At 68.3% G+C, this 18,788-nt stretch carries 22 protein-coding genes and 1 tRNA gene; 10 read left to right on the plus strand and 13 right to left on the minus strand.

All coding sequences use genetic code 11. The annotated features are described in order from the left end of the window. Positions 1 to 2: 2 nt before the first annotated feature. Genes kdpB through kdpF form a run of 3 tightly spaced genes read right to left on the minus strand, consistent with a single transcriptional unit; the run spans position 3 to position 3,752 of the window. On the minus strand, positions 3 to 2,000 hold the full coding sequence (kdpB, locus tag BOSE46_RS16170; protein WP_159541208.1) for a potassium-transporting ATPase subunit KdpB: 1,998 nt from the start codon (positions 1,998 to 2,000) through the stop codon (positions 3 to 5). Then, complete coding sequence (gene kdpA, locus BOSE46_RS16175) at positions 1,997 to 3,655, minus strand: potassium-transporting ATPase subunit KdpA (protein WP_159541209.1); 1,659 nt, start codon at positions 3,653 to 3,655, stop codon at positions 1,997 to 1,999. The genes kdpB and kdpA overlap by 4 nt, the downstream gene beginning before the upstream one ends. Positions 3,656 to 3,662: 7 nt before the next feature. Continuing rightward, positions 3,663 to 3,752 carry a K(+)-transporting ATPase subunit F gene (kdpF, locus tag BOSE46_RS16180; protein ID WP_082582392.1) on the minus strand — a complete coding sequence of 30 codons (90 nt, stop codon included), beginning with the start codon at positions 3,750 to 3,752 and terminating at the stop codon, positions 3,663 to 3,665. A 115-nt stretch (positions 3,753 to 3,867) separates the two neighbouring features. Between kdpF and BOSE46_RS16185 the strand changes: the two genes are divergently transcribed. The 4 genes from BOSE46_RS16185 (at position 3,868) to BOSE46_RS16200 (ending at position 6,836) form a co-directional block, all read left to right on the plus strand. Then, positions 3,868 to 4,179 carry a cupin domain-containing protein gene (locus BOSE46_RS16185; protein ID WP_159541210.1) on the plus strand — a complete coding sequence of 104 codons (312 nt, stop codon included), beginning with the start codon at positions 3,868 to 3,870 and terminating at the stop codon, positions 4,177 to 4,179. A gap of 109 nt (positions 4,180 to 4,288) precedes the next feature. Then, complete coding sequence (locus BOSE46_RS16190) at positions 4,289 to 5,338, plus strand: CoA ester lyase (protein ID WP_159541211.1); 1,050 nt, start codon at positions 4,289 to 4,291, stop codon at positions 5,336 to 5,338. A gap of 8 nt (positions 5,339 to 5,346) precedes the next feature. Then, the gene (locus BOSE46_RS16195) at positions 5,347 to 6,222 is read left to right on the plus strand and encodes a CoA ester lyase (protein WP_159541212.1); all 876 of its coding nucleotides are present in this window, start codon (positions 5,347 to 5,349) and stop codon (positions 6,220 to 6,222) included. An 11-nt stretch (positions 6,223 to 6,233) separates the two neighbouring features. Continuing rightward, positions 6,234 to 6,836, plus strand: coding sequence for a TetR/AcrR family transcriptional regulator (locus BOSE46_RS16200; RefSeq protein WP_159541213.1), 603 nt, complete (start codon positions 6,234 to 6,236; stop codon positions 6,834 to 6,836). 63 nt (positions 6,837 to 6,899) lie between these two features. Here the strand turns inward: BOSE46_RS16200 and BOSE46_RS16205 are convergent, their stop codons facing one another. From BOSE46_RS16205 to BOSE46_RS16220, 4 genes are all read right to left on the minus strand, one after another. Next, complete coding sequence (locus tag BOSE46_RS16205; protein WP_159541214.1) at positions 6,900 to 7,067, minus strand: hypothetical protein; 168 nt, start codon at positions 7,065 to 7,067, stop codon at positions 6,900 to 6,902. Between the two features lie 444 nt (positions 7,068 to 7,511). Beyond that, complete coding sequence (gene phoA / locus BOSE46_RS16210) at positions 7,512 to 8,924, minus strand: alkaline phosphatase (RefSeq protein WP_159541215.1); 1,413 nt, start codon at positions 8,922 to 8,924, stop codon at positions 7,512 to 7,514. A 265-nt stretch (positions 8,925 to 9,189) separates the two neighbouring features. Beyond that, positions 9,190 to 10,308, minus strand: coding sequence for an FUSC family protein (locus BOSE46_RS16215; RefSeq protein ID WP_159541216.1), 1,119 nt, complete (start codon positions 10,306 to 10,308; stop codon positions 9,190 to 9,192). A 35-nt stretch (positions 10,309 to 10,343) separates the two neighbouring features. Continuing rightward, the gene (locus BOSE46_RS16220; protein WP_159541217.1) at positions 10,344 to 10,592 is read right to left on the minus strand and encodes a DUF3618 domain-containing protein; all 249 of its coding nucleotides are present in this window, start codon (positions 10,590 to 10,592) and stop codon (positions 10,344 to 10,346) included. Between the two features lie 73 nt (positions 10,593 to 10,665). Here BOSE46_RS16220 and bcp point away from each other — a divergent pair, with 73 nt between their 5' ends. From bcp to BOSE46_RS16235, 3 genes are all read left to right on the plus strand, one after another. Continuing rightward, a complete protein-coding gene (gene bcp / locus BOSE46_RS16225) occupies positions 10,666 to 11,136 on the plus strand; it encodes a thioredoxin-dependent thiol peroxidase (RefSeq protein WP_159541218.1) in 471 nt (156 codons plus the stop codon). Between the two features lie 100 nt (positions 11,137 to 11,236). After that, positions 11,237 to 11,318 (plus strand) — tRNA-Leu (locus BOSE46_RS16230). A 61-nt stretch (positions 11,319 to 11,379) separates the two neighbouring features. Continuing rightward, positions 11,380 to 11,811 (plus strand): GAF domain-containing protein, encoded by a 432-nt coding sequence (locus tag BOSE46_RS16235; RefSeq protein ID WP_159541219.1) that lies wholly within the window; start codon positions 11,380 to 11,382, stop codon positions 11,809 to 11,811. A 9-nt stretch (positions 11,812 to 11,820) separates the two neighbouring features. On the opposite strand, the gene BOSE46_RS16240 is transcribed toward BOSE46_RS16235, so the two are convergent. Then, entirely contained in the window at positions 11,821 to 12,246 is a 426-nt protein-coding gene (locus BOSE46_RS16240; protein WP_159541220.1) for an SRPBCC family protein, read from the minus strand. A 58-nt stretch (positions 12,247 to 12,304) separates the two neighbouring features. Between BOSE46_RS16240 and BOSE46_RS16245 the strand changes: the two genes are divergently transcribed. The 3 genes from BOSE46_RS16245 to BOSE46_RS16255 all read left to right on the plus strand — a co-directional run bounded on the left by BOSE46_RS16245 (position 12,305) and on the right by BOSE46_RS16255 (position 14,790). After that, positions 12,305 to 13,483 carry a benzoate/H(+) symporter BenE family transporter gene (locus tag BOSE46_RS16245; RefSeq protein ID WP_159541221.1) on the plus strand — a complete coding sequence of 393 codons (1,179 nt, stop codon included), beginning with the start codon at positions 12,305 to 12,307 and terminating at the stop codon, positions 13,481 to 13,483. A 1-nt stretch (position 13,484) separates the two neighbouring features. Beyond that, complete coding sequence (locus tag BOSE46_RS16250) at positions 13,485 to 13,949, plus strand: tRNA (cytidine(34)-2'-O)-methyltransferase (RefSeq protein ID WP_159541222.1); 465 nt, start codon at positions 13,485 to 13,487, stop codon at positions 13,947 to 13,949. Positions 13,950 to 14,097: 148 nt separating this feature from the next. After that, positions 14,098 to 14,790 carry an SGNH/GDSL hydrolase family protein gene (locus tag BOSE46_RS16255; protein WP_159541223.1) on the plus strand — a complete coding sequence of 231 codons (693 nt, stop codon included), beginning with the start codon at positions 14,098 to 14,100 and terminating at the stop codon, positions 14,788 to 14,790. On the opposite strand, the gene rdgB is transcribed toward BOSE46_RS16255, so the two are convergent. The 5 genes from rdgB to BOSE46_RS16280 all read right to left on the minus strand — a co-directional run bounded on the left by rdgB (position 14,787) and on the right by BOSE46_RS16280 (position 18,765). Then, positions 14,787 to 15,398: an RdgB/HAM1 family non-canonical purine NTP pyrophosphatase gene (gene rdgB / locus BOSE46_RS16260; RefSeq protein ID WP_159541224.1), complete on the minus strand. Its 612-nt coding sequence runs from the start codon at positions 15,396 to 15,398 to the stop codon at positions 14,787 to 14,789. The genes BOSE46_RS16255 and rdgB overlap by 4 nt on opposite strands. After that, on the minus strand, positions 15,391 to 16,113 hold the full coding sequence (gene rph / locus BOSE46_RS16265; RefSeq protein ID WP_159541225.1) for a ribonuclease PH: 723 nt from the start codon (positions 16,111 to 16,113) through the stop codon (positions 15,391 to 15,393). Before rph ends, rdgB begins: the two co-directional genes overlap by 8 nt. Positions 16,114 to 16,126: 13 nt before the next feature. After that, a complete protein-coding gene (locus BOSE46_RS16270) occupies positions 16,127 to 16,891 on the minus strand; it encodes an MBL fold metallo-hydrolase (protein WP_159541226.1) in 765 nt (254 codons plus the stop codon). Continuing rightward, a complete protein-coding gene (gene murI / locus BOSE46_RS16275) occupies positions 16,888 to 17,700 on the minus strand; it encodes a glutamate racemase (protein WP_159541227.1) in 813 nt (270 codons plus the stop codon). Before murI ends, BOSE46_RS16270 begins: the two co-directional genes overlap by 4 nt. Positions 17,701 to 17,787: 87 nt before the next feature. Beyond that, complete coding sequence (locus BOSE46_RS16280) at positions 17,788 to 18,765, minus strand: ribose-phosphate pyrophosphokinase (protein ID WP_159541228.1); 978 nt, start codon at positions 18,763 to 18,765, stop codon at positions 17,788 to 17,790. Positions 18,766 to 18,788: the final 23 nt, after the last annotated feature.

Here is an 18,788-nt window from a genome sequence, read left to right on the forward strand (position 1 = left end):
GGTTATCCGATTCCTGGGATGGTCGAGACGATGAGGTCGATGAGCTTGATCCCGATGAACGGTGCGATCACGCCACCGACGCCGTAGACCAAGATGTTGCGGCGCAGCACCGACTCGGCCGACGCGGCGCGGAACTTGACCCCCTTCAGGGCGAGCGGGATCAGCGCCACGATGACCAGCGCGTTGAAGATCACGGCGGACGTGATCGCCGACGTCGGCGTCGAGAGCTTCATGATGTTGAGCGAGTCCAGCGAGGGGTACGCCGCCAGGAACATCGCCGGGATGATCGCGAAGTACTTGGCGACATCGTTGGCGATCGAGAACGTCGTCAGGGCTCCGCGGGTGATGAGCAGCTGCTTGCCGATGGCGACGATGTCGATCAGCTTGGTCGGGTCGGAGTCGAGGTCGACCATGTTGCCGGCCTCCTTGGCAGCGGACGTGCCGGAGTTCATCGCCACCCCGACGTCGGCGGCAGCCAGTGCGGGAGCGTCGTTGGTGCCGTCACCCGTCATTGCGACGAGGCGACCGCCCTCCTGCTCCTTGTGGATCAGCCGCATCTTGTCCTCAGGGGTGGCCTCGGCGAGGAAGTCGTCGACGCCGGCCTCCGCCGCGATCGATGCGGCCGTCAGCGGGTTGTCGCCCGTGATCATGACGGTCCTGATGCCCATGCGACGCAGCTCGGCGAAGCGTTCGGTCATGCCCTCCTTGACGACGTCCTTGAGGTGCACGACGCCGAGGACCTTCGCGCCCTGCCCGTTCGACTCCGCGACCACGAGGGGCGTACCGCCACTGCCGGCGATCTCGTCGATCGTCAGGCGCACGCCGGGATCCATGTCCCGACCGACCCACGCGGCCACCGACGAGCCCGCTCCCTTGCGGACCGTGCGTCCGTCTGCCAGATCGACACCGGACATCCGGGTCTGCGCCGTGAACTCGACGAACTCGGCTCCGACCGGGAGGTCGTTGTCGTCGGCTCCCTGAGCCAGCGCGAGCTCGACGATCGAGCGGCCCTCGGGCGTCTGGTCCGCGAGGCTCGAGAGCCGTGCCGCATCGCGCATCTGCTCGACCGTGACCCCCTCCGCCGGGACGAACCGCGAGGCCTGCCGGTTGCCGTACGTGATGGTGCCGGTCTTGTCGAGCAGCAACGTGCTGACGTCACCGGCGGCCTCCACCGCGCGGCCCGACATGGCCAGCACGTTGACCCGCACGAGCCGGTCCATGCCGGCGATGCCGATCGCGCTCAGCAATGCGCCGATCGTGGTCGGGATGAGGCACACCAGAAGCGCCACCAGGACCAAGGTGCTCTGCGGAGCGCCCGCGTAGTCCGCCATCGGTCGCAGCGTGGCCACCGCCAGCAGGAACACGATCGTCAGGCTCACCAGCAGGATCGAGAGGGCGATCTCGTTGGGCGTCTTGCGGCGTGACGCACCCTCGACCAGCGCGATCATCCGGTCGAGGAACGTCTCGCCCGGCGCCGAGGTGATCTCGACGACGATCTGGTCCGACAGCACCTTGGTGCCGCCGGTGACGGCCGATCGATCGCCACCGGCCTCCCGGATGACGGGAGCCGACTCTCCGGTGATCGCCGACTCGTCGACCGAGGCGACACCTTCGACGACGTCGCCGTCGCCGGGGATGACCTCGCCGGCCTGGACCAGGACACGGTCACCCTTCTTGAGTGCCGTGCCGGCGACCTGCGACTCGGTGCCGTCGGGGTTGATCCGAAGCGCCGTGACATCCGTACGAGCGGCACGCAGCGAGGCGGCCTGCGCCTTGCCGCGGCCCTCCGCGACGGCTTCGGCGAGGTTGCCGAAGACGACCGTCAGCCAGAGCCACACCGCGACGGTCCAGGCGAACACGCTGGGATCGGTGATCGCGATGACGGTCGTCATCAACGACCCGATCCAGACGATGAACATGACCGGGCTGCGCCACAAGTGGCGTGGGTCGAGCTTGCGCAGGGCCTGAGGCAGCTGCGAAAGGAGGGAGTGGAGCGTCATGACAGAGCCTCCGCGAGGGGTCCGAGTGCGAGTGCCGGGAAGAACGTCAGGCCCGTGATCAGGAGGATCACGCCGACGAGCAGACCGGCGAACAAGGGGGTGTGGGTGGGCAACGTGCCGGCCGTGACCGGGACCTTGCCCTGCTTGGCGAGTGAGCCGGCGAGGGCGAGCACGAAGATGATCGGGATGAACCGGCCGAGCAGCATCGCCGCAGCCAGGGACAGCTGGAAGAAGTCGGAGGTCACGGTGATGCCGCCGAATGCGCTGCCGTTGTTGTTGGCTGCCGACGTGAAGGCGTACACCACCTCGCTGAATCCGTGGCCGCCCGGATTGCCCATGACGTCGGTGGTGCTGGATCGTGCGATCGCGGCACCGATTCCGACGAGGACGATCGCCGGCACGCTCAAGGTGTAGAGCGCGACGTACGTCATCTCCTTGCGGCCGATCTTCTTGCCGAGGAGCTCTGGGGTACGCCCGACCATCAGCCCGGCGATGAACACCGTCAGGATCGCCATGACGAGGATGCCGTAGATACCGGCGCCGACCCCGCCCGGCGAGACCTCGCCGAGCATCATGTTGACCAGGACCGTGCCTCCACCGACCGGTGTGAAGGAGTCGTGTGACGCGTTGACCGCGCCGGTCGAGGTGCCGGTGGTGAACACTGCGAACATCGACGAGAGCCAGGTGCCGAACTGGGTCTCCTTGCCCTCCATGGCTCCGCCGGCGAGCCTCGCCGCCTGCGAGTGCGCGCCGACCTCTGCCCATGTCGTCAGGGCGACGGCCGCTCCGATCAGGAACGTCATCGCGCCGAGGATCGACAGGCCCTGCTTCCGGCTGCCGACCATCGTGCCCAGCGTGCGGGTCAGGCTGATGGGGATGACCAGGATGAAGAACATCTCGAGCAGGTTGCTGAACGGTGTGGGGTTCTCGAACGGGTGCGCGGAGTTGGCGTTGAAGAAGCCACCACCATTGGTGCCCAGCTCCTTGATCGACTCCTGACTGGCTGCCGGACCACCGGGGATCACCTGGGTCCCGCCCGAGATCGCGTGCACCGTGTGATCGCCGAAGTTCTGGATCGCCCCTTGCGAGATCAGCAGGATCGCGCCGACGAAGGCGACCGGCAGCAGGATGCGCAGGGTTCCGCGGACGAGGTCGACCCAGAAGTTGCCGAGCTCGCCACTGCGTGAGCGCACGAACCCGCGGATCAGGGCGACCGCAACGGCGATGCCCACCGCCGCAGACAGGAAATTCTGCACCGCGAGCCCACCGGCCTGGGCGGCGAAGCCCAGCGTCGACTCACCGCCGTACGACTGCCAGTTGGTGTTCGTGACGAACGAGATCGAGGTGTTGAGCCCCATCTCCCACGGCATGCCGGGCAATCCGCGATCGAACGGCAGGAGGCTCTGCCCGACGAGGATCAGGTAGAGCGCGATGATGCTGACCAGCGAGAACCCGAGGACGCTGAGCGTGTATGAGCGCGCGGTCTGCTCCGAGTCCGGGTTCACCCCGATCAGGCGATAGAGGCGCTTCTCGATCCGCCAGTGCGACGAGGTCGTGAAGACGCGCGCCATGTAGTCGCCGACCGGGGCGTACACAGCAGCGAGCAGGGCGACGAGGAGGCCGAGCATGAGCAGGCCGGAGACGGTGTCGTTCATGCGCGGCTCAGAACTTGTCGGGCAGGATCAGGGCGGCGACGAGATAGGCCAGCAGGCCGATCACGATCACCAGCAGGACTGCGGAATCGAAGGTCATGACCTCATCGCACACCCGGAATCGGCGTGATCGGCCCGCCTTGACGCGGCGCTAGCGGACCTTGACGGGATCTTGACGCCCGGTGGCACGATGAGGGCATGTACCGCAGTGACCAATGAACCGAGCGAAGCGAGGTCAAAGCGCCCGGGCGAAGCCCGGCAGCGACGAAGTCGCTGAGCGGCGAGGAACGAGCCGCGCGCTGCACCCCAACTCCGACGAGCTGTTCATGGTGCTCGACGGCGAGCTGACGATCGAGCTGCGTGACGGCAATGTCGTGCTCGGTCCTCGCGACGTCTACGTCATACCCAAGGGCATCGAGCACCGTCCGGTCGCGGAGGTCGAGACGTCGATCATGATGGGGCGCACGGCTCGCTGCGCTCGCCGCCCCAGCGACTTCGTCGCTGCCGGGCTACGCCCGGGCGCCTGACCTCGCTCCGCTCGGCTGTACGGGGGTGTGACCCCCGCCCTAGCCGCTGACCTCGGCCGATGGACATACTGAGAGAAGTTTTGTCCTCACCAGGAAAGAAGTGAACCGCGTGCGAAATCCCCGAGCCTTCCTTCGTCCTCTGGCCGTCGGCGCACCCACCCCGGTCGCGGACATCCCGTTCCGCCCGAGCCGGATGATCCACTTCTTCGACCCGAGCAACGCGAAGATGCAGGCCAAGGTCCCGGAGATCGCCACCAAGGTCGACATCATCCTGGGCAACCTCGAGGACGCCATCAAGACCGAGAACAAGGAAGCTGCCAGGCAGGGCCTGGTCGACATCGCCAAGCAGACCGACTTCGGCCAGACACAGCTCTGGACCCGCATCAACAGCCTCGACTCGCCGTGGGCACTGGACGACCTGATCACGCTCGTGACCGAGATCGGCGACAAGCTCGACGTCGTCATGGTGCCCAAGGTCGAGGGCGCCCAGGACATCCACTACGTCGACCGACTGCTCGCGCAGCTGGAGGCACGTGCCGGGCTGACCAAGCCGATCCTGGTGCACGCGATTCTCGAGACCGCCGAGGGCATGACCAACGTCGAGGAGATCGCCGGCGCCAGCCCGCGCATGCAGGGCATCTCCCTCGGCCCGGCCGACCTCGCCGCGAGCCGCCGCATGAAGACGACCCGCGTCGGCGGTGGGCACCCCGGCTACCTCGTGCGCGAGGATCCGACCGGCGACGACCTCTACGCGGGCCGCACGACGTACCAGCAGGACCTCTGGCACTACACGATCGCGCGCATGGTCGACGCCTGCGCGGCCAACGACATCCTGCCGTTCTACGGCCCGTTCGGTGACATCAAGGACGTCGTCGCGTGCGAGGACCAGTTCCGCAACGCATTCCTGCTCGGCTGCGTCGGAGCCTGGAGCCTGCACCCGGTGCAGATCGACATCGCCCGCAAGGTCTTCTCCCCCGACCCGGCCGACGTGGCACACGCCAAGGAGGTCGTCGAGGCGATGGGCGACGGCTCCGGCGCCGTGATGATCAACGGCAAGATGGAGGATGACGCGTCCTGCAAGCAGTGCCAGGTCATGCTCGATCTCGCCAAGGCCCTGGCTGAGCGCGATCCCGAGCTCGCCGCCGCCTACGACCTCTAGGAGCACGTATGTCTGACAGTCTGCTGCGGCCGCGCCGCTCGGTCCTCTACATGCCCGGCGCCAACGAGCGCGCCCTCGAGAAGGCGAAGGGCATCGACGCCGACGCGTTGATCCTCGATCTCGAGGACGCCGTCTCCCCGGATGCCAAGCCCGAGGCACGGGAACGCGTGTGCGCGGCCGTGACGTCCGGCGAGTACGGCCACCGCGAGCTCGCGATCCGCGTCAACGGCCTCGGCACCGAGTGGCATGCCGCCGACATCGCGGCCGCCGCCAAGGCCGGCCCCGATGCCGTGCTCGTCCCCAAGGTCAACTCGGCGGCCGAGGTCCTGCAGCTCGTCGCCGAGCTCGAGGACGCCGGCGCACCTGACACCACCGCGCTGTGGGCGATGGTCGAGACGCCGATTGCCCTCCTCCAGGCGGCCGAGATCGCCGCCGCCCACGACCGGTTGACGGTCATCGTGATGGGCACGAACGACGTGGTCAACGAGACGTACGGCCTGCACGTGCCGGGCCGCAATCCCGTCGTGCTGACGTCGCTCTCGATCGCGCTGCTCGCGGCCCGCGCCGCCGGCAAGGTCATCCTGGACGGCGTCTACAACGACGTGAAGAACCTCGAGGGCTTCGACGCCGAGGCACGTCAGGGTCGCGAGATGGGGTTCGACGGCAAGACGCTGATCCACCCAAGCCAGGTCGAGCCGGCGAACGCGGTCTTCGGTCCGTCGGACGAGGAGATCGAGCACGCCGAGGCCATGATCTCGACGTTCGAGGAGGCCAAGGCCGCAGGTCAGGGGGTCGTGACCTTCAACGGCCGCATGGTGGAGGAGCTGCACGTTCGTGATGCACGCCGCATCCTGGCGCAGCACAAGGCCCTCCTGACGCGGTAGGTTCCGTGTCGATGACCAATTTCACCGGCGACCAGAACTTCGCCATGCAGCAGCGCGAGGCCATCTCGGCCGCCTGCTATGCGCTGGCACTGGCTGAAGGGTTCGACGCCGTGACCTTGGAGGCTGTTGCCGACCGAGCCGGCCTGCCGATGGAGGCCGTCCTGGACCACTTCGACGATGTCGATGAACTCGTCGAGTACGTCATCGTCGACGAGATCGGTCAGGTCATGGCCGAGGCGGCCGTCCTGTTCAGCTCCGGCACGTCGGCGCCGGACGTCATCGTCGAGGTCTTCGCCTACACCTACCGGCGGCTCGCCGACACGCTGACGTTCAGGGAGCTGCTCGGCCCCGCACGGGATCGCCTCATGGCACACCTGCGCGGCGACCGGCCCGAGACCCTGATCCTGGCGCTCAACTTCGCCTCGGAGGAGCTGCGGACACTGGGCGAGCGCACCGGCATGCCGTTGCACGACAACGACGCCGGCGCGGAGTTCTACGTCCGGCTCCTGCTATCGCTCCTCGTGAGCCCGCAGCTCGGCCCGGACCTCTCCGAGGACGGGGTCGTCGAGGCACTCGTACGCCGGTGGCTCCTGCCGGGCATGTTCGACAGCTAGGAAACAGACGAGCGGCGAGCGGGGATCGCTCCCCACTCGCCGCCGGTTCATCTGGTGTCTCGCTCAGCGCAAGCTGCGCAAGCGGATCTCGTTCTGGATCGCGATGTTCTGCTTCTGCACCCTGCGACGCTGTCGCACGGTCTCCAGGAGCACAGCACGGTCGATCTCGGACATCTCGTCCCAGGCGCGCTTGCGACCCTGACGGGGGTTGAGGATTCCCACGGCCTTCACCCCCTCTCCATCAGTTCCTGTCGTCGGACGGGGATCGGTCGGGTTCTGTGCGGGCATGAGTCGTGTATCTGGCTTCGTGGTCATAGCGCGCCTCCTTTCTTGAAGGTTGGATGTGTGGATTAGATGTTCGGACAAAAGAAAAACCGCCTCAGATCGAAGATCCGAAGCGGCAGAAGCGCCAAACACATGTGGGCTACTTCAGGTGCACTGCTCCGGAGGTGTGACCGGCAAAAGACGCGACGGCATCGCGCCACATCGGGGCGAGAGTCGTGCTGCTGAGCTTCTTCATGAGGTCCACCTCCTTCGTCAGTCGGCGCTCCATACGGAGCAGTCAGAGAAACGTATCGTATCTTTGGACAGCTTGTAAACATCCGGCGTGTCGCGGCCGCCGAAGACCCGTGCGTGACGGAGCTCGACGACCGCGACACCTGCGGGAACGGGCTGCTACTTGAGCTTCAGCGCCCGCGAGATGGTGAAGAACATGTCGGTCTGGTCCGTCAGCCCGACGAAGTTCGCCGCCTGGGGTCCATACGCCGCGACGCGCAGCTGCGTACCCGTGTGCTGCTGCGAGCCACCCGCCGGCGAGGTGCCGTAGTTGAGCGTCATCGGGCTGCCCTCGTTGGTCAGCAGGTTCGCCGTGAGGCCCGGCGAGGTGCTGCCGGCTTCGATGATCTGGCTCGTGTGGGCGTGATCGGCCGTGACGATGACCGTCGTGTGCTTGTCCTTCTTGGCGTAGTCGAGCGCAACCTTGACGGCCTCGTCGAGGTCGACCGTCTCACCGATCTGGCCACATGCGTCAGCTGCGTGGTCCTGCTTGTCGATGCTGGCGCCTTCGACCTGGAGGAAGAAGCCCTTCTTGTTGCCCTTGTCGAGCAGCTGGATCGACTTCTTGGTCATCGCCGCGAGCGAGGGCTGGGTGGCCGGACGCGCCGCGTTGTCCTTGCAGCGCTCCGCCGGCTTCTTGCTGCCGTCGATCGTCGCCGCAGGTCCGGTCCAGCGGACCGGGAGGTTGCCCGGCCCGAACAGTCCGAGCACCGGCTTCTTCTGGTTGGCCTTCGTGATCTTGTTGAGCGAGGCCAGGTCCGTCGGCAGTTGGTAGCCGCGACGCTCAGCCTGGTCGAGCAGCGTGAGGTTCTTCCACTTCCCGGCGGTCGCCTTCTCGTTGAACGTCGCCGAGCCGCCGCCGAGTGTCACGTCCGGGCGCGTCTTGAGCAGCTGCTCGCTGATCGAACCCGGTCCGCCGTTCTCGAGTGCGGCCTCGGGGCACGTCGCGGTCGTCTTGACCGGGCCGTAGCAGGAGCGGGCCGAGATGTGCGAGACCTGCACGGCTGGAGTCGCGTCCTGGATCTCCGAGGTCGTCACGTCACCCGTCTTGAGACCGCGCTTCTTGGCCAGCTCGAGGAGGGTCGGCTGCGCCTTGCCGCGGATGTCGACCGACACCGCGTTGTCGTACGTCTTGGTGCCGGTCGCCCAGGCGCTGCCGGTAGCCGCGGAGTCCGGGACGTAGTCGACCTTGCCATCCTTGGTCAGCGAGAACGTCGTGTACTGGCCGGTCAGCGGCAGCGCGTCGATGCCGGGGAACCGGCCGTCGGCGCCGTACTGGTAGTTGCGCGCCGAGGTGATTTCGGAGTCACCCATGCCGTCGCCGATGAGCAGGATGACGTTGTCAGCCCGGCCGCTGTCGATGTTGGCCTTGATGGTCTTGCTCTGGTCGCCCGAGAGGCGGGTCGCTCCGCCGTGGGCCGAGAGGTCGTGCCCTGCCCCGATGGCGCCGGCGGTGGTCGCTCCGACGATGGCGGCAGCCGCCGCGATGCCGACGACCGTGCGCCGGCTTGTCCTGCTGGTGTGTGAGTTCATGGCCGCAGCACATCGGTGCCGGGTGAACCTTGGGAGAACTCAGCGATACGCGAGTCTGAAGATTGCCTGAGGAGCCGGGTCCGGTGGTTGAGGTGCGTAGGCCGCCCGCGGCCGGAGCCTCGAAACCACCCTTCGGTTGCGCTAGGTGGTGGTCTCACGGAGTTTCGTCATCTGACGCCTTCGGCGTGATCGCGCCCCCTACTCGCAGAGCTCGTGGGGGACCCCCAACCTGACTTCGGCGCTCGCTCGCAGAGCTCGCTCGACCTCAGTCAAATTCGAGGCGTTCGTCGATCTCGTCCCTGGTGTAGCCGCTGGCGTACAGCAGGTCGGCGGCCAACGAACGTACCTGCGCCGCGATCGACGCGCTGTTCATCGTCATCGCGTCGGGCAGCGCTGCTGATGCCATACGTGCGGCGTCGACCAGTCCCTGCCGGGCCTCGTCGAAGTCGTCGTGCTCCGACAGGTCGTCCGCGAAGATGCCGATCGCGCGGGCGAGGGCGTCGATCGCGAGGTCCATGTCGGGCGGGACCCGCTCACCGTGGCGGAGCAGGGCCGACGTCTTGCGGGCCAGCACCCGGGCGTCCCTGATGGCGTTGTCGAGGTCGCGCACCGTGGCGACGTACGTCTGGACGTGATCGCGCTGCTTCCACCGCATCGGCGACATGCGGGCGATCTCGCTGACGTTGGCCGCCGTCGAGGTCATCGTCTCGACCTGCGGCTGCATCGCCCGCGCCTCAGCGAGGGCGACATCGGCGAGCGACGCGTCGACCGTGCGCAGCGCTTGGGCCGTGCGGCTCAGGATGCCGGCCAGCCGTTTGAGGAATCCCTGCACCTCACGGTCGATGTCGCGGACCGGGTTGCGCGGGACCAGCAGCACCATGGCGAGGCCCACCGCACCGCCGACCAGTGCGTCGAGAAACCGGGTGACCGCGGGGTTGCCCGAGCCCGCGACCGGGATGACGGCTGCGAGCAGGACCGAGGACGTCGCGGCCTGGGTCAACGCCAAGCCCTTGAGCCCGACGAGCGTTCCGGCGATGACCGTCAGCGTGACGACCAGGGCCATCTGCCACGTCCCTCGACCGATGCCGAGGATCAGCAGCTCGCCGACCAGCACCCCGAGCGAGACCCCGGCGACCAGCTCGTACGACGTGCGGCCGCGCAGGCCGGCGCCTGCGATCAGCACGATGATGCACGCGATGGGGGCGAAGAACGCCTGCCGGTGGTCGAGGACGTGGGTCGCGATGAAGTAGGCGATCGCGGTGCCGAGGCTCAGACGCACGAGCGTGCGCCAGCGCCGCCGCAGGACGTAGAGCCGGTCCTTCACGGTGTCCGCCGGCCGGAGCAGGCGGAGGCGACGCAACGGGATGTCGCGGGCCGGGCTCACGAGTCAGGTCCGACGCATGGACGTGCGCGGCATGGTCAGCGGACGAGCCGGCGGATGACGATGATCCCGGCGACCACCGCGACCGCGCCGCCCAGGAGCGGGACGATCGTCCCGAGCTTGGGCGAGCCGGTCTCGTCGACGAATCGTGAGCGCAGGTTGTAGAGGCTGCGGCGGGCGACGTTGCGCGGGTTGGTGCGGTCGATCAACGCGTCGACGGTGTCCGCCAGCCGCTCCCGGATCTCATCGATCTCGTCGACCATCTCGTCGGGTTTCGCCTTCGCCACGTCGTGCCTCGCTCACCTGGGTCTGCGGAGGGTGCAGGCCACTCACCTGCACACGTACGTCAGGATAGTGCCCATGACGACCCGCCTGCAGCCCGGAGACACCGCACCCGACTTCACGCTGACGAACGACGCCGGCGAGAGCGTCACGCTGTCGGACCTCAAGGACCGCAAGGTCATCGTCTACTTCTACCCCGCGGCGATGACGCCCGGCTGCACCAAGCAGGCCTGCGACTTCAGCGACTCGATCGATCGTCTGCAGGCCGAGGGCTACACCGTGCTCGGCATCTCGCCGGACAAGCCCGAGAAGCTCGCCAAGTTCCGTGAGCGCGACGGTCTGACGATCACGCTGCTGTCGGATCCGTCCAAGGACGTCCTGGAGGCATGGGGCGCGTTCGGCGAGAAGAAGCTCTACGGCAAGGTCGTCGAGGGCGTCATCCGCTCGACGTTCGTCGTCGACGACGGGAAGATCGCCCTCGCCCAGTACAACGTCAAGGCCACGGGTCACGTGGCGAAGCTCAGGAAGGACCTCGGCCTCGGGGCCTGACGTACGTGGTCACGTCCTGCGGAGCCGGCAGGTCATGAGCACCGCCGATGAGCGACGTCTACCCACGTGTCGAACCCGGGCCCACTAGGATCGACCCCGGGCCGGCGTGGTGGAACTGGTAGACACGCAGGATTTAGGATCCTGTGCCTTCGGGCGTGCAGGTTCAAGTCCTGTCGCCGGCACTCACGGATTTGAAGCGTTCGGCAGGTTTCGACCCCCAGGAATCTGCGTAACGCATCAAACATGCGAACAATGAGCCCGGTCTACCGGGCGCCGATGCGGTCGCGGCGCGACGACGTCGACGCAGGCGCCGCAGTCGTACGGGCGCTGGCGATCGGCGTGTGCGGCATCGGCGAGGCCGACGACGTACGCGCTGAGCGCCGGCTCGAGCGATTCGCGTCGGCACCCGTCGGGTCGTTCGTCTGGACCCGGGACGCCACCGGCGCCGTGCATGTCGGACGGCTGACCGGAGAGCTGCGCTACAACGCCGCCGGCGCGGACGTGGACCTCGTGAACGTACGTGACACGGACTGGGTCACCCGGCCCGTCGATGCGGCGCTGGTGCCGCCGGCCGTGGCGCAGACCTTCGCGCGCGGTGGCCGCAACTTCCAGCAGATCCATCCCGGCGACGTCGAGGCCCAGACAGAGGCGCTCTGGGCGCTGCTCCAGACCTGAGCCGCGAGGTCAGGGGGTGAGCTTCGGCAGGCCCTTCTTGATGTTGACCGCGAGCACCTTGCCGACGAGTCCGGCGATGCCGGGGATCGGCATGTCGAACCCGATCGTGTAGTCGAGCTGTGTGCCGCCGTCAGCGGTCGGGGTCAGCTTCTGCACGCCCCAATGACCCTTGAGCGGACCGCCCTTGCTGATCTTGTACTCGATCAGCTGGTGCGGCTCGGCCTTCGTCGTGGTCTCGTGGAAGGCCGGCAGGGGTCCGATCTTGAGCGATCGCGTCGACCCCGGGCCGTTGCGCGACGTGTCGCCGTCGCACACACGCACGATCTTGGCGCCGAACAGTGGACCGAGGTTCTCGTGCTCGGACAGCTTCTCGAACACTGTCGCGGGATCGGACGTATACGTGTGCGTGACGTGGACGCGCTGCGGGGAGGCCATGAGGGGTGAGTCTAGGCTGAATGCCCATGGAACGGCACTGCATCCTCTCGGGTCGCGCATGAGCCGTTCGGAGCTCCAGCAGCCGGTCAGTGCCGGGGTCATCGCGATGGTCGTCGGCTACACCAGCTCGTTCGCCGTCGTCCTCACGGGTCTCGCCGCGGTCGGCGCGGATCGGCACGAGGCCGCATCGGGCCTGCTAGCACTGTGCCTGACCCAGGCGGTCGGAGTCATCTGGCTCAGCCGGCGCCACCGCATCCCGATCGTCCTGGCCTGGTCGACGCCCGGCGCGGCCCTGCTCGCCGGCATGAGCGCGGTGGACGGGGGCTGGCCGGCCGCAGTCGGTGCATTCATGCTCGCCGGTGCGGCGTACGCACTGACGGGGTTCTGGCCGGTGCTCGGACGGCTGGTCGCCCGGATCCCCACGCCGATCGCGCAGGCCATGCTCGCCGGCGTCGTTCTCGACCTCTGCACCAAGCCGGTCAAGAGCCTGGTCGACAACCCCGCCGCGATCGTCCCGATCGTGCTGGTCTGGCTGATCGGCGTACGCCTCGCGCCGCGCTGGGCCGTGCCCGCAGCATTCGTCGCAGCGGGCATCGTGATCGGCATCGACATGATCCGCCGCGGCGAGGGCATCGCCTCGTCCGCCCTGCTCCCCGAGGTCTCACTGACCTGGCCCGCGCTGAGCTGGGAGGCGGTCGTGGGCATCGCCCTGCCGCTCTACATCGTCACGATGGCCTCGCAGAACGTGCCCGGCGTCGCGATCATGAAGTCGCTCGGCTACCAGGTGCCGTGGCGCGACACGATCGTCACCACTGGTGTCGCGACGCTCGCCGGCGCACCCGCCGGCGCCCACTCGGTGAACCTCGCGGCCATCAGCGCTGCCCTCGCCGCCGGACCTGACGCCGGACCGGACAAGAGCCGGCGGTGGATCGCGTCGCAGTCCGCCGGCGTCACGTACGTCGTGCTGGGCGCTTCGTCCGCGGCGCTCGCCGCGCTCGTGGCGGTGGCGCCTGCCGGCGTCATTGCGACCGTCGCCGGCCTGGCCCTCCTCGGCACCCTGGCCGACTCGCTCGAGGGTTCGATGTCACAGCGCAAGGGCCGCGAGGCGGCCGTCGCGACCTTCCTCGTCGCCGCGTCGGGCATCACGGCGTACGGCATCGGGTCGGCGGCGTGGGCCATCGTGGCCGGTCTCGTGGTGCACGCCGTGCTCGACTGGACCCCGAAGAGGCGTGGTTGAGATGTTCCGCATCCTGTTCTTCGAGCCTCGCATCGCGGGCAACACCGGCGCCGCGATCAGGCTGGCCGCCGTGACCGGCGCAGAGCTGCACCTGGTCGAGCCGCTGGGCTTCGACCTCGAGGAGTCCAAGCTGCGGCGCGCCGGCCTGGACTATCACGACCTCGCGGTCATGTCGGTGCATGCCGACCTCGACGCCGCCCTCGAAGCCCTGGCACCCGCCCGCGTCTACGCGTTCACGGCCGGAGGCGACGAGCTCTACACCGACGTGGCGTACGAGCCCGGTGACGTCCTGATGTTCGGCCCCGAGCCGACCGGGCTGCCTGCTGAGGTGCTCGCCGACCCACGGGTCACCGCCCGCGTACGCCTGCCGATGCTGCCGGGCCGGCGCTCGATGAACCTCGCCAACACCGCCTCGGTTGCCGTGTTCGAGGCCTGGCGGCAGCAAGGTTTCAGGCTTCCCGAATAGTCCGCCGAGTCAGGTCTTCATCAGCTGTTCGGATGCCGTTTGATGACTTTTGGGTTGACTTCGGCCATTTGGTCCAGTCGGACAACAAATCCGACCTACAGTTGCGCTCAACAACAGCAGAGAAAGCGCGCGCATGACCATTCCCAGGGTGACCACTCGACGGTCTCTCGTTCTCGCCGTCCTGGCCGCCCTGCTGATCGCCCCGTTCATCGCCTGGCAGGGCGCGACCGGTGACGAGCGAGTCCCGGTCTCTCGCCTTGCGCCCCACGGCATCGTCGTCGTCGGAGACTCCATCACCGCCCGCTACAACAACGAGCCGGGCAGCGCGGAGCAGGGCTGGTGGAGCATCACCGGCGACCACTTCCGCGCGACGGTCACCCGGTATGCCCAGTCGGGCTCCGGCTATCTCCGCCCCGGCCACGTGTGCACCGGCAACACCTTCATCGACCGGCCCGACGCATATGCCGGCGACGCACCCTCGCTCCTGATCGTCGAAGGCGGTCGCAACGACTGGTCCACCTGCCAGGACGGCCGCTACGTCACGGCGCCGGACGACGTCATCGCGCACGCCGTGGACCGCTACCTCGACACCCTGCAGACATTCCTGCCGAAGTCGACCCGCATCGTCGTGCTCGGCCCGCCGTGGGGCCCGCTCGACCCGGAGAACGGCCGCCGGGTGACCGCGATCATCGCCGCCCAGGCCAAGCTGCACGGCATCCAGTTCATCAGCACGCAAGGCGCACTCACGGCCGATCGCGTCGTCGACGGGGTGCACCCCAATCGCCAGGGCAGCCTGGCGATCGCCCGGCGCGTCATCGCCGGGCTCGAGAAGACAGCCTAGGTCAGCGCCTCGACCACAGCCGGAGCGATCGCCGTGAGCGCCTTGCCGCGGTGGCTGATGCGGTCCTTCTCGCCGGCCGGCAGCTCAGCGGTCGACACGTCGTAGCCGTCCGCCGCGAACAACGGGTCGTAGCCGAAGCCGCCCTCGCCGTGCTCGGCCCGGAGGATGCGTCCGGGCATCTCGCCCAGCTCGATCACCTCGGCGCCATCGGGCGTGCAGAGTGCCACGGCGCATCGGAACTGAGCCGTGCGCCGCTCGTCGGGCACGTCCGACAGCTGGCTCAGCAGCAGCGCGTTGTTGGCGGCATCTCCCCCGGCGTCCTTGGCCACGCCGGACCAGCGGGCCGACAGGACCCCCGGCATCCCGTTGAGGGCATCGACGCACAGTCCGGAGTCGTCGGCCAGCGACGGCAGCCCGGTGACGGCGAGACACGCCCGCGCCTTGATCAGGGCATTGCCCTCGAACGTCGGCTCGGTCTCGGCCGGTTCGTCGTACGGCGTGACGTCGGCGAGCCCGAGCACCCGGATGCCGGGCACGAGCGGCTCGAGGATGCGGCGCAGCTCGGCGAGCTTCTTGGCGTTGTTGGACGCCAGGACGATCTCAGCCACGCGCGAGGGCGTCGTTCTGGAGCTTGGTGAGGTCGGCGCAGCCCTTGGCCGCCAGCTCGAGCAGCGCGTCGAGCTCGGGCTTGTCGAACGGCGCACCCTCGGCGGTGCCCTGCACCTCGATGAACTTGCCGCCACCGGTCATCACGACGTTCATGTCGGTCTCGGCGCGGACGTCCTCGACGTAGGGCAGGTCGAGCATCGGAACGCCGTCGATGATGCCGACGCTGATCGCGGAGATCGACTCGACGAGCGGCTCCCCCGTCAGCGCGCCCTTGGAGCGGAGGTGCTCGACGGCGTCGGCCAGGGCGACGTAGGCGCCCGTGATCGCCGCCGTGCGGGTGCCACCGTCGGCCTGCAGCACGTCACAGTCGATCGTGATGGTGTTCTCGCCGAGCGCCTTGTAGTCGATCGCGGCACGCAGCGAGCGCCCGACGAGGCGGGAGATCTCGTGCGTACGTCCGCCGACGCGGCCCTTGACGGACTCGCGCGGCGACCGGTCGTGCGTCGCTTGCGGCAGCATCGCGTACTCAGCAGTGACCCAGCCGAGGCCCGAGCCCTTGCGCCAGCGCGGCACGCCTTCGCCGGCGCTCGCGGCACACAGCACCTTGGTCTTGCCGAACTCGATGAGGCACGAGCCCTGCGCGTGGTCGAGCCAGTTGCGGGTGATGGTCACGGGTCGGAGCTGATCGGCACTGCGGCCATCTTCGCGGGTCATGCCGCGAGCCTATCTAGGGCAGCTGACAGGTCGAGCCGGCGGTCACCAGCTCGTAGGGGCCGTCCCACGTCGTCTTGACGTCCGACTCGACCTCGGCGCGATCCGTCCACGCCGGGATGTGGGTCACGAGCAGCCGGCCGACGCCGGCCCGGGTCGCGTAGGCCCCGGCCTCGGCGCCCGTGAGGTGCAGGTTGGGCGGGTTGTCGCCGGACTCGACGAACGACGCCTCGCACAGGAACAGGTCGGCACCGCCGGCCAGGTCGACGAGCGCTTCCGTCGGACCGGTGTCGCCGGAGTAGACCAGCGAGTGATCCTCGGTCGCGACGCGGATGGCGTACGCCGGGATGGGGTGGTCGACGAGGACCGACGTGACGGTGAACGGGCCGAGCTGCACCGTGCCGCCGTCCTGCCAGTCGCGGAAGTCGAACTGCTCGGTCATGCCGACGGGCTCGTCGATGCCGTACGCAGAGGCGAGATGGTCACCCGTGCCCGCCGGCGCCAGCACCGGGATGCGATCGAGGGCCCCGTCGGGGTGGTACTTGCTGACGACGTAGAAGCCCGAAAGGTCGAAGCAGTGGTCGGCGTGCAGGTGCGAGAGCGCGATCGCGTCGATGTCGCGGAGGTCGCACTCGCGCTGGAGGTTGCCCAGCGCTCCGGACCCGAGGTCGATGACCAACCGGTAGGTACGTCCCTCGAACGGCGCCTCGACGAGGTAGCTGCTCGCGGGCGAGTCGGGTCCGGGGAACGATCCGGCGCAGCCGATCACGGTGAGCTTCATACCGTCGCACCGACCCAGGAGAACTGGCGCGCCGACTCGACCTCGGGGCCGAGGAACCGCCGGGCGAGCGTCGCGAACTCCTCGGGTCGTCCGGTCGTCAGGAACCCGTGCTCCGGCTCGGGCAGCGACAGGTCGCGCTCGAGGCCCTCGCGGACCAGCAGGGCGTACACGTCCTTGGCGGTCTCCTCGGCGCTCGACACGAGCGTGACGCCGTCGCCCATGACGTACGACAGGACGCCCGTCAGCAGCGGGTAGTGCGTGCAGCCGAGGACGAGCGTGTCGATCTCGAGGTCGACGAGGGGGCGCAGGTAGCCCTCGGCGGCGGCGAGCAGCTCGGGGCCGCTCGTCACGCCGGCTTCGACGAGGTCGACGAACGCCGGACATGCCTGCGTGTGCAGCGTGATGCCGGGATTGGCGGCGAATGCGTCGTCGTACGCCCGGGAGGTGGCGGTCGCCGTGGTGCAGATGACGCCGATGTGACCGTTGCGGGTGGCGCTGACGGCACGGCGGGTGGCCGGCACGATGACCTCGACAACGGGTACGTCATAGCGTTCGCGCGCATCGCGCAGGACTGCGGCGCTCGCGGAGTTGCAGGCGATGACGAGGGCCTTGACGCCCTGGGCCACCAGGTGGTCGAGGCACTCGAGGGCGTACTCACGGACCTCGGAGATGGGCTTGGGGCCGTAGGGCTGACGGGCGGTGTCGCCCAGGTAGAGCACCGGTTCGTGCGGCAGCTGGTCGAGAACGGCGCGGGCGACGGTCAGGCCGCCGAAGCCGGAGTCGAAGATGCCGATCGGTGCATTGCTCACAACGGAAAAGCCTACGGGGGTCGAGTGTTACGACAAAGTGAACAGGCCGCAGATCACACGTGACTCTCGCCTCCCCCGCTCAGCGGGCTAGAGCGGGAGCTTCGGCTGCGGTGGCGCGTGCGCGGGGTCGACGCCGTCAAAAAGCGACGAGACCGACTCGCCCGCATGGATGCGGGCGATGGCCTCGGCGAACAGGCCGGCCACCGAACGTACCTGCAGCTCGGGCCAGTCCGCCGGCGGCGGGACGGTGTCAGTGGTGACGACCTCGGTGATCGAGGGGTGGTCGCGAAGCCGCTCGACGGCCTTGCCGGTGAACAGGCCGTGGGTGCAGGCGACCGACGCCTGCGTGCAGCCTTCCTCCTCGAGCTTGTTCATCAGCTCGATGATCGACCCGCCGGTCGCGATCTCGTCGTCGAGCACGATCGCGGTCTTGCCGGCAACGTCACCCACGATGGCGTCGATGACGACCTTGTCGTCGGCCTGCCGCTGCTTGCTGCCGGCGGCGACCGGCACGCCGAGGAGGCGGGCGAACAGTGAGGCGGTCTTGGCGTTGCCGAGGTCGGGCGAGACCACGACAGTGTCGGTGAGGTCGCGGTTGCGGTAGTAGTCGGCGAGCTCGCCGATCGCCGTGAGGTGGTCGACCGGGACGCTGAAGAACCCGTGCACCTGCGGCGCGTGCAGCGTCATCGTGACGACCCGGTCGGCGCCGGCGGTGGTCAGCATGTCGGCGACGAGGCGGCCGCCGATCGAGATGCGCGAGGCGTCCTTCTTGTCCGAGCGGGCGTACGCGTAGTGCGGGATGACCGCGGTGACCGAGTCGGCGCTGGCACCGCGGGCCGCGTCGATCATCAGCAGCAGCTCCATCAGGTGGTCCTGCGTCGGCGGGACCAGCGGCTGGATGATGAAGACGTCCTTCTTGCGGCAGTTGGCGAGCAGCTGCACCTGGAGGCAGTCGTTGCTGAACCTGATCGTGTCGGACGCCGAGAGCGGCTGGCCGAGCTCGGAACAGATCTTCTCGGCGAGGGGTCGATGAGCGCTTCCGGAGAACACCACGATCTGGCTCACGGGACGAGGCTAACCGACGACAT

The organism is Aeromicrobium sp. 9AM (genome assembly GCF_902506105.1).
GTDB lineage: Bacteria > Actinomycetota > Actinomycetes > Propionibacteriales > Nocardioidaceae > Aeromicrobium.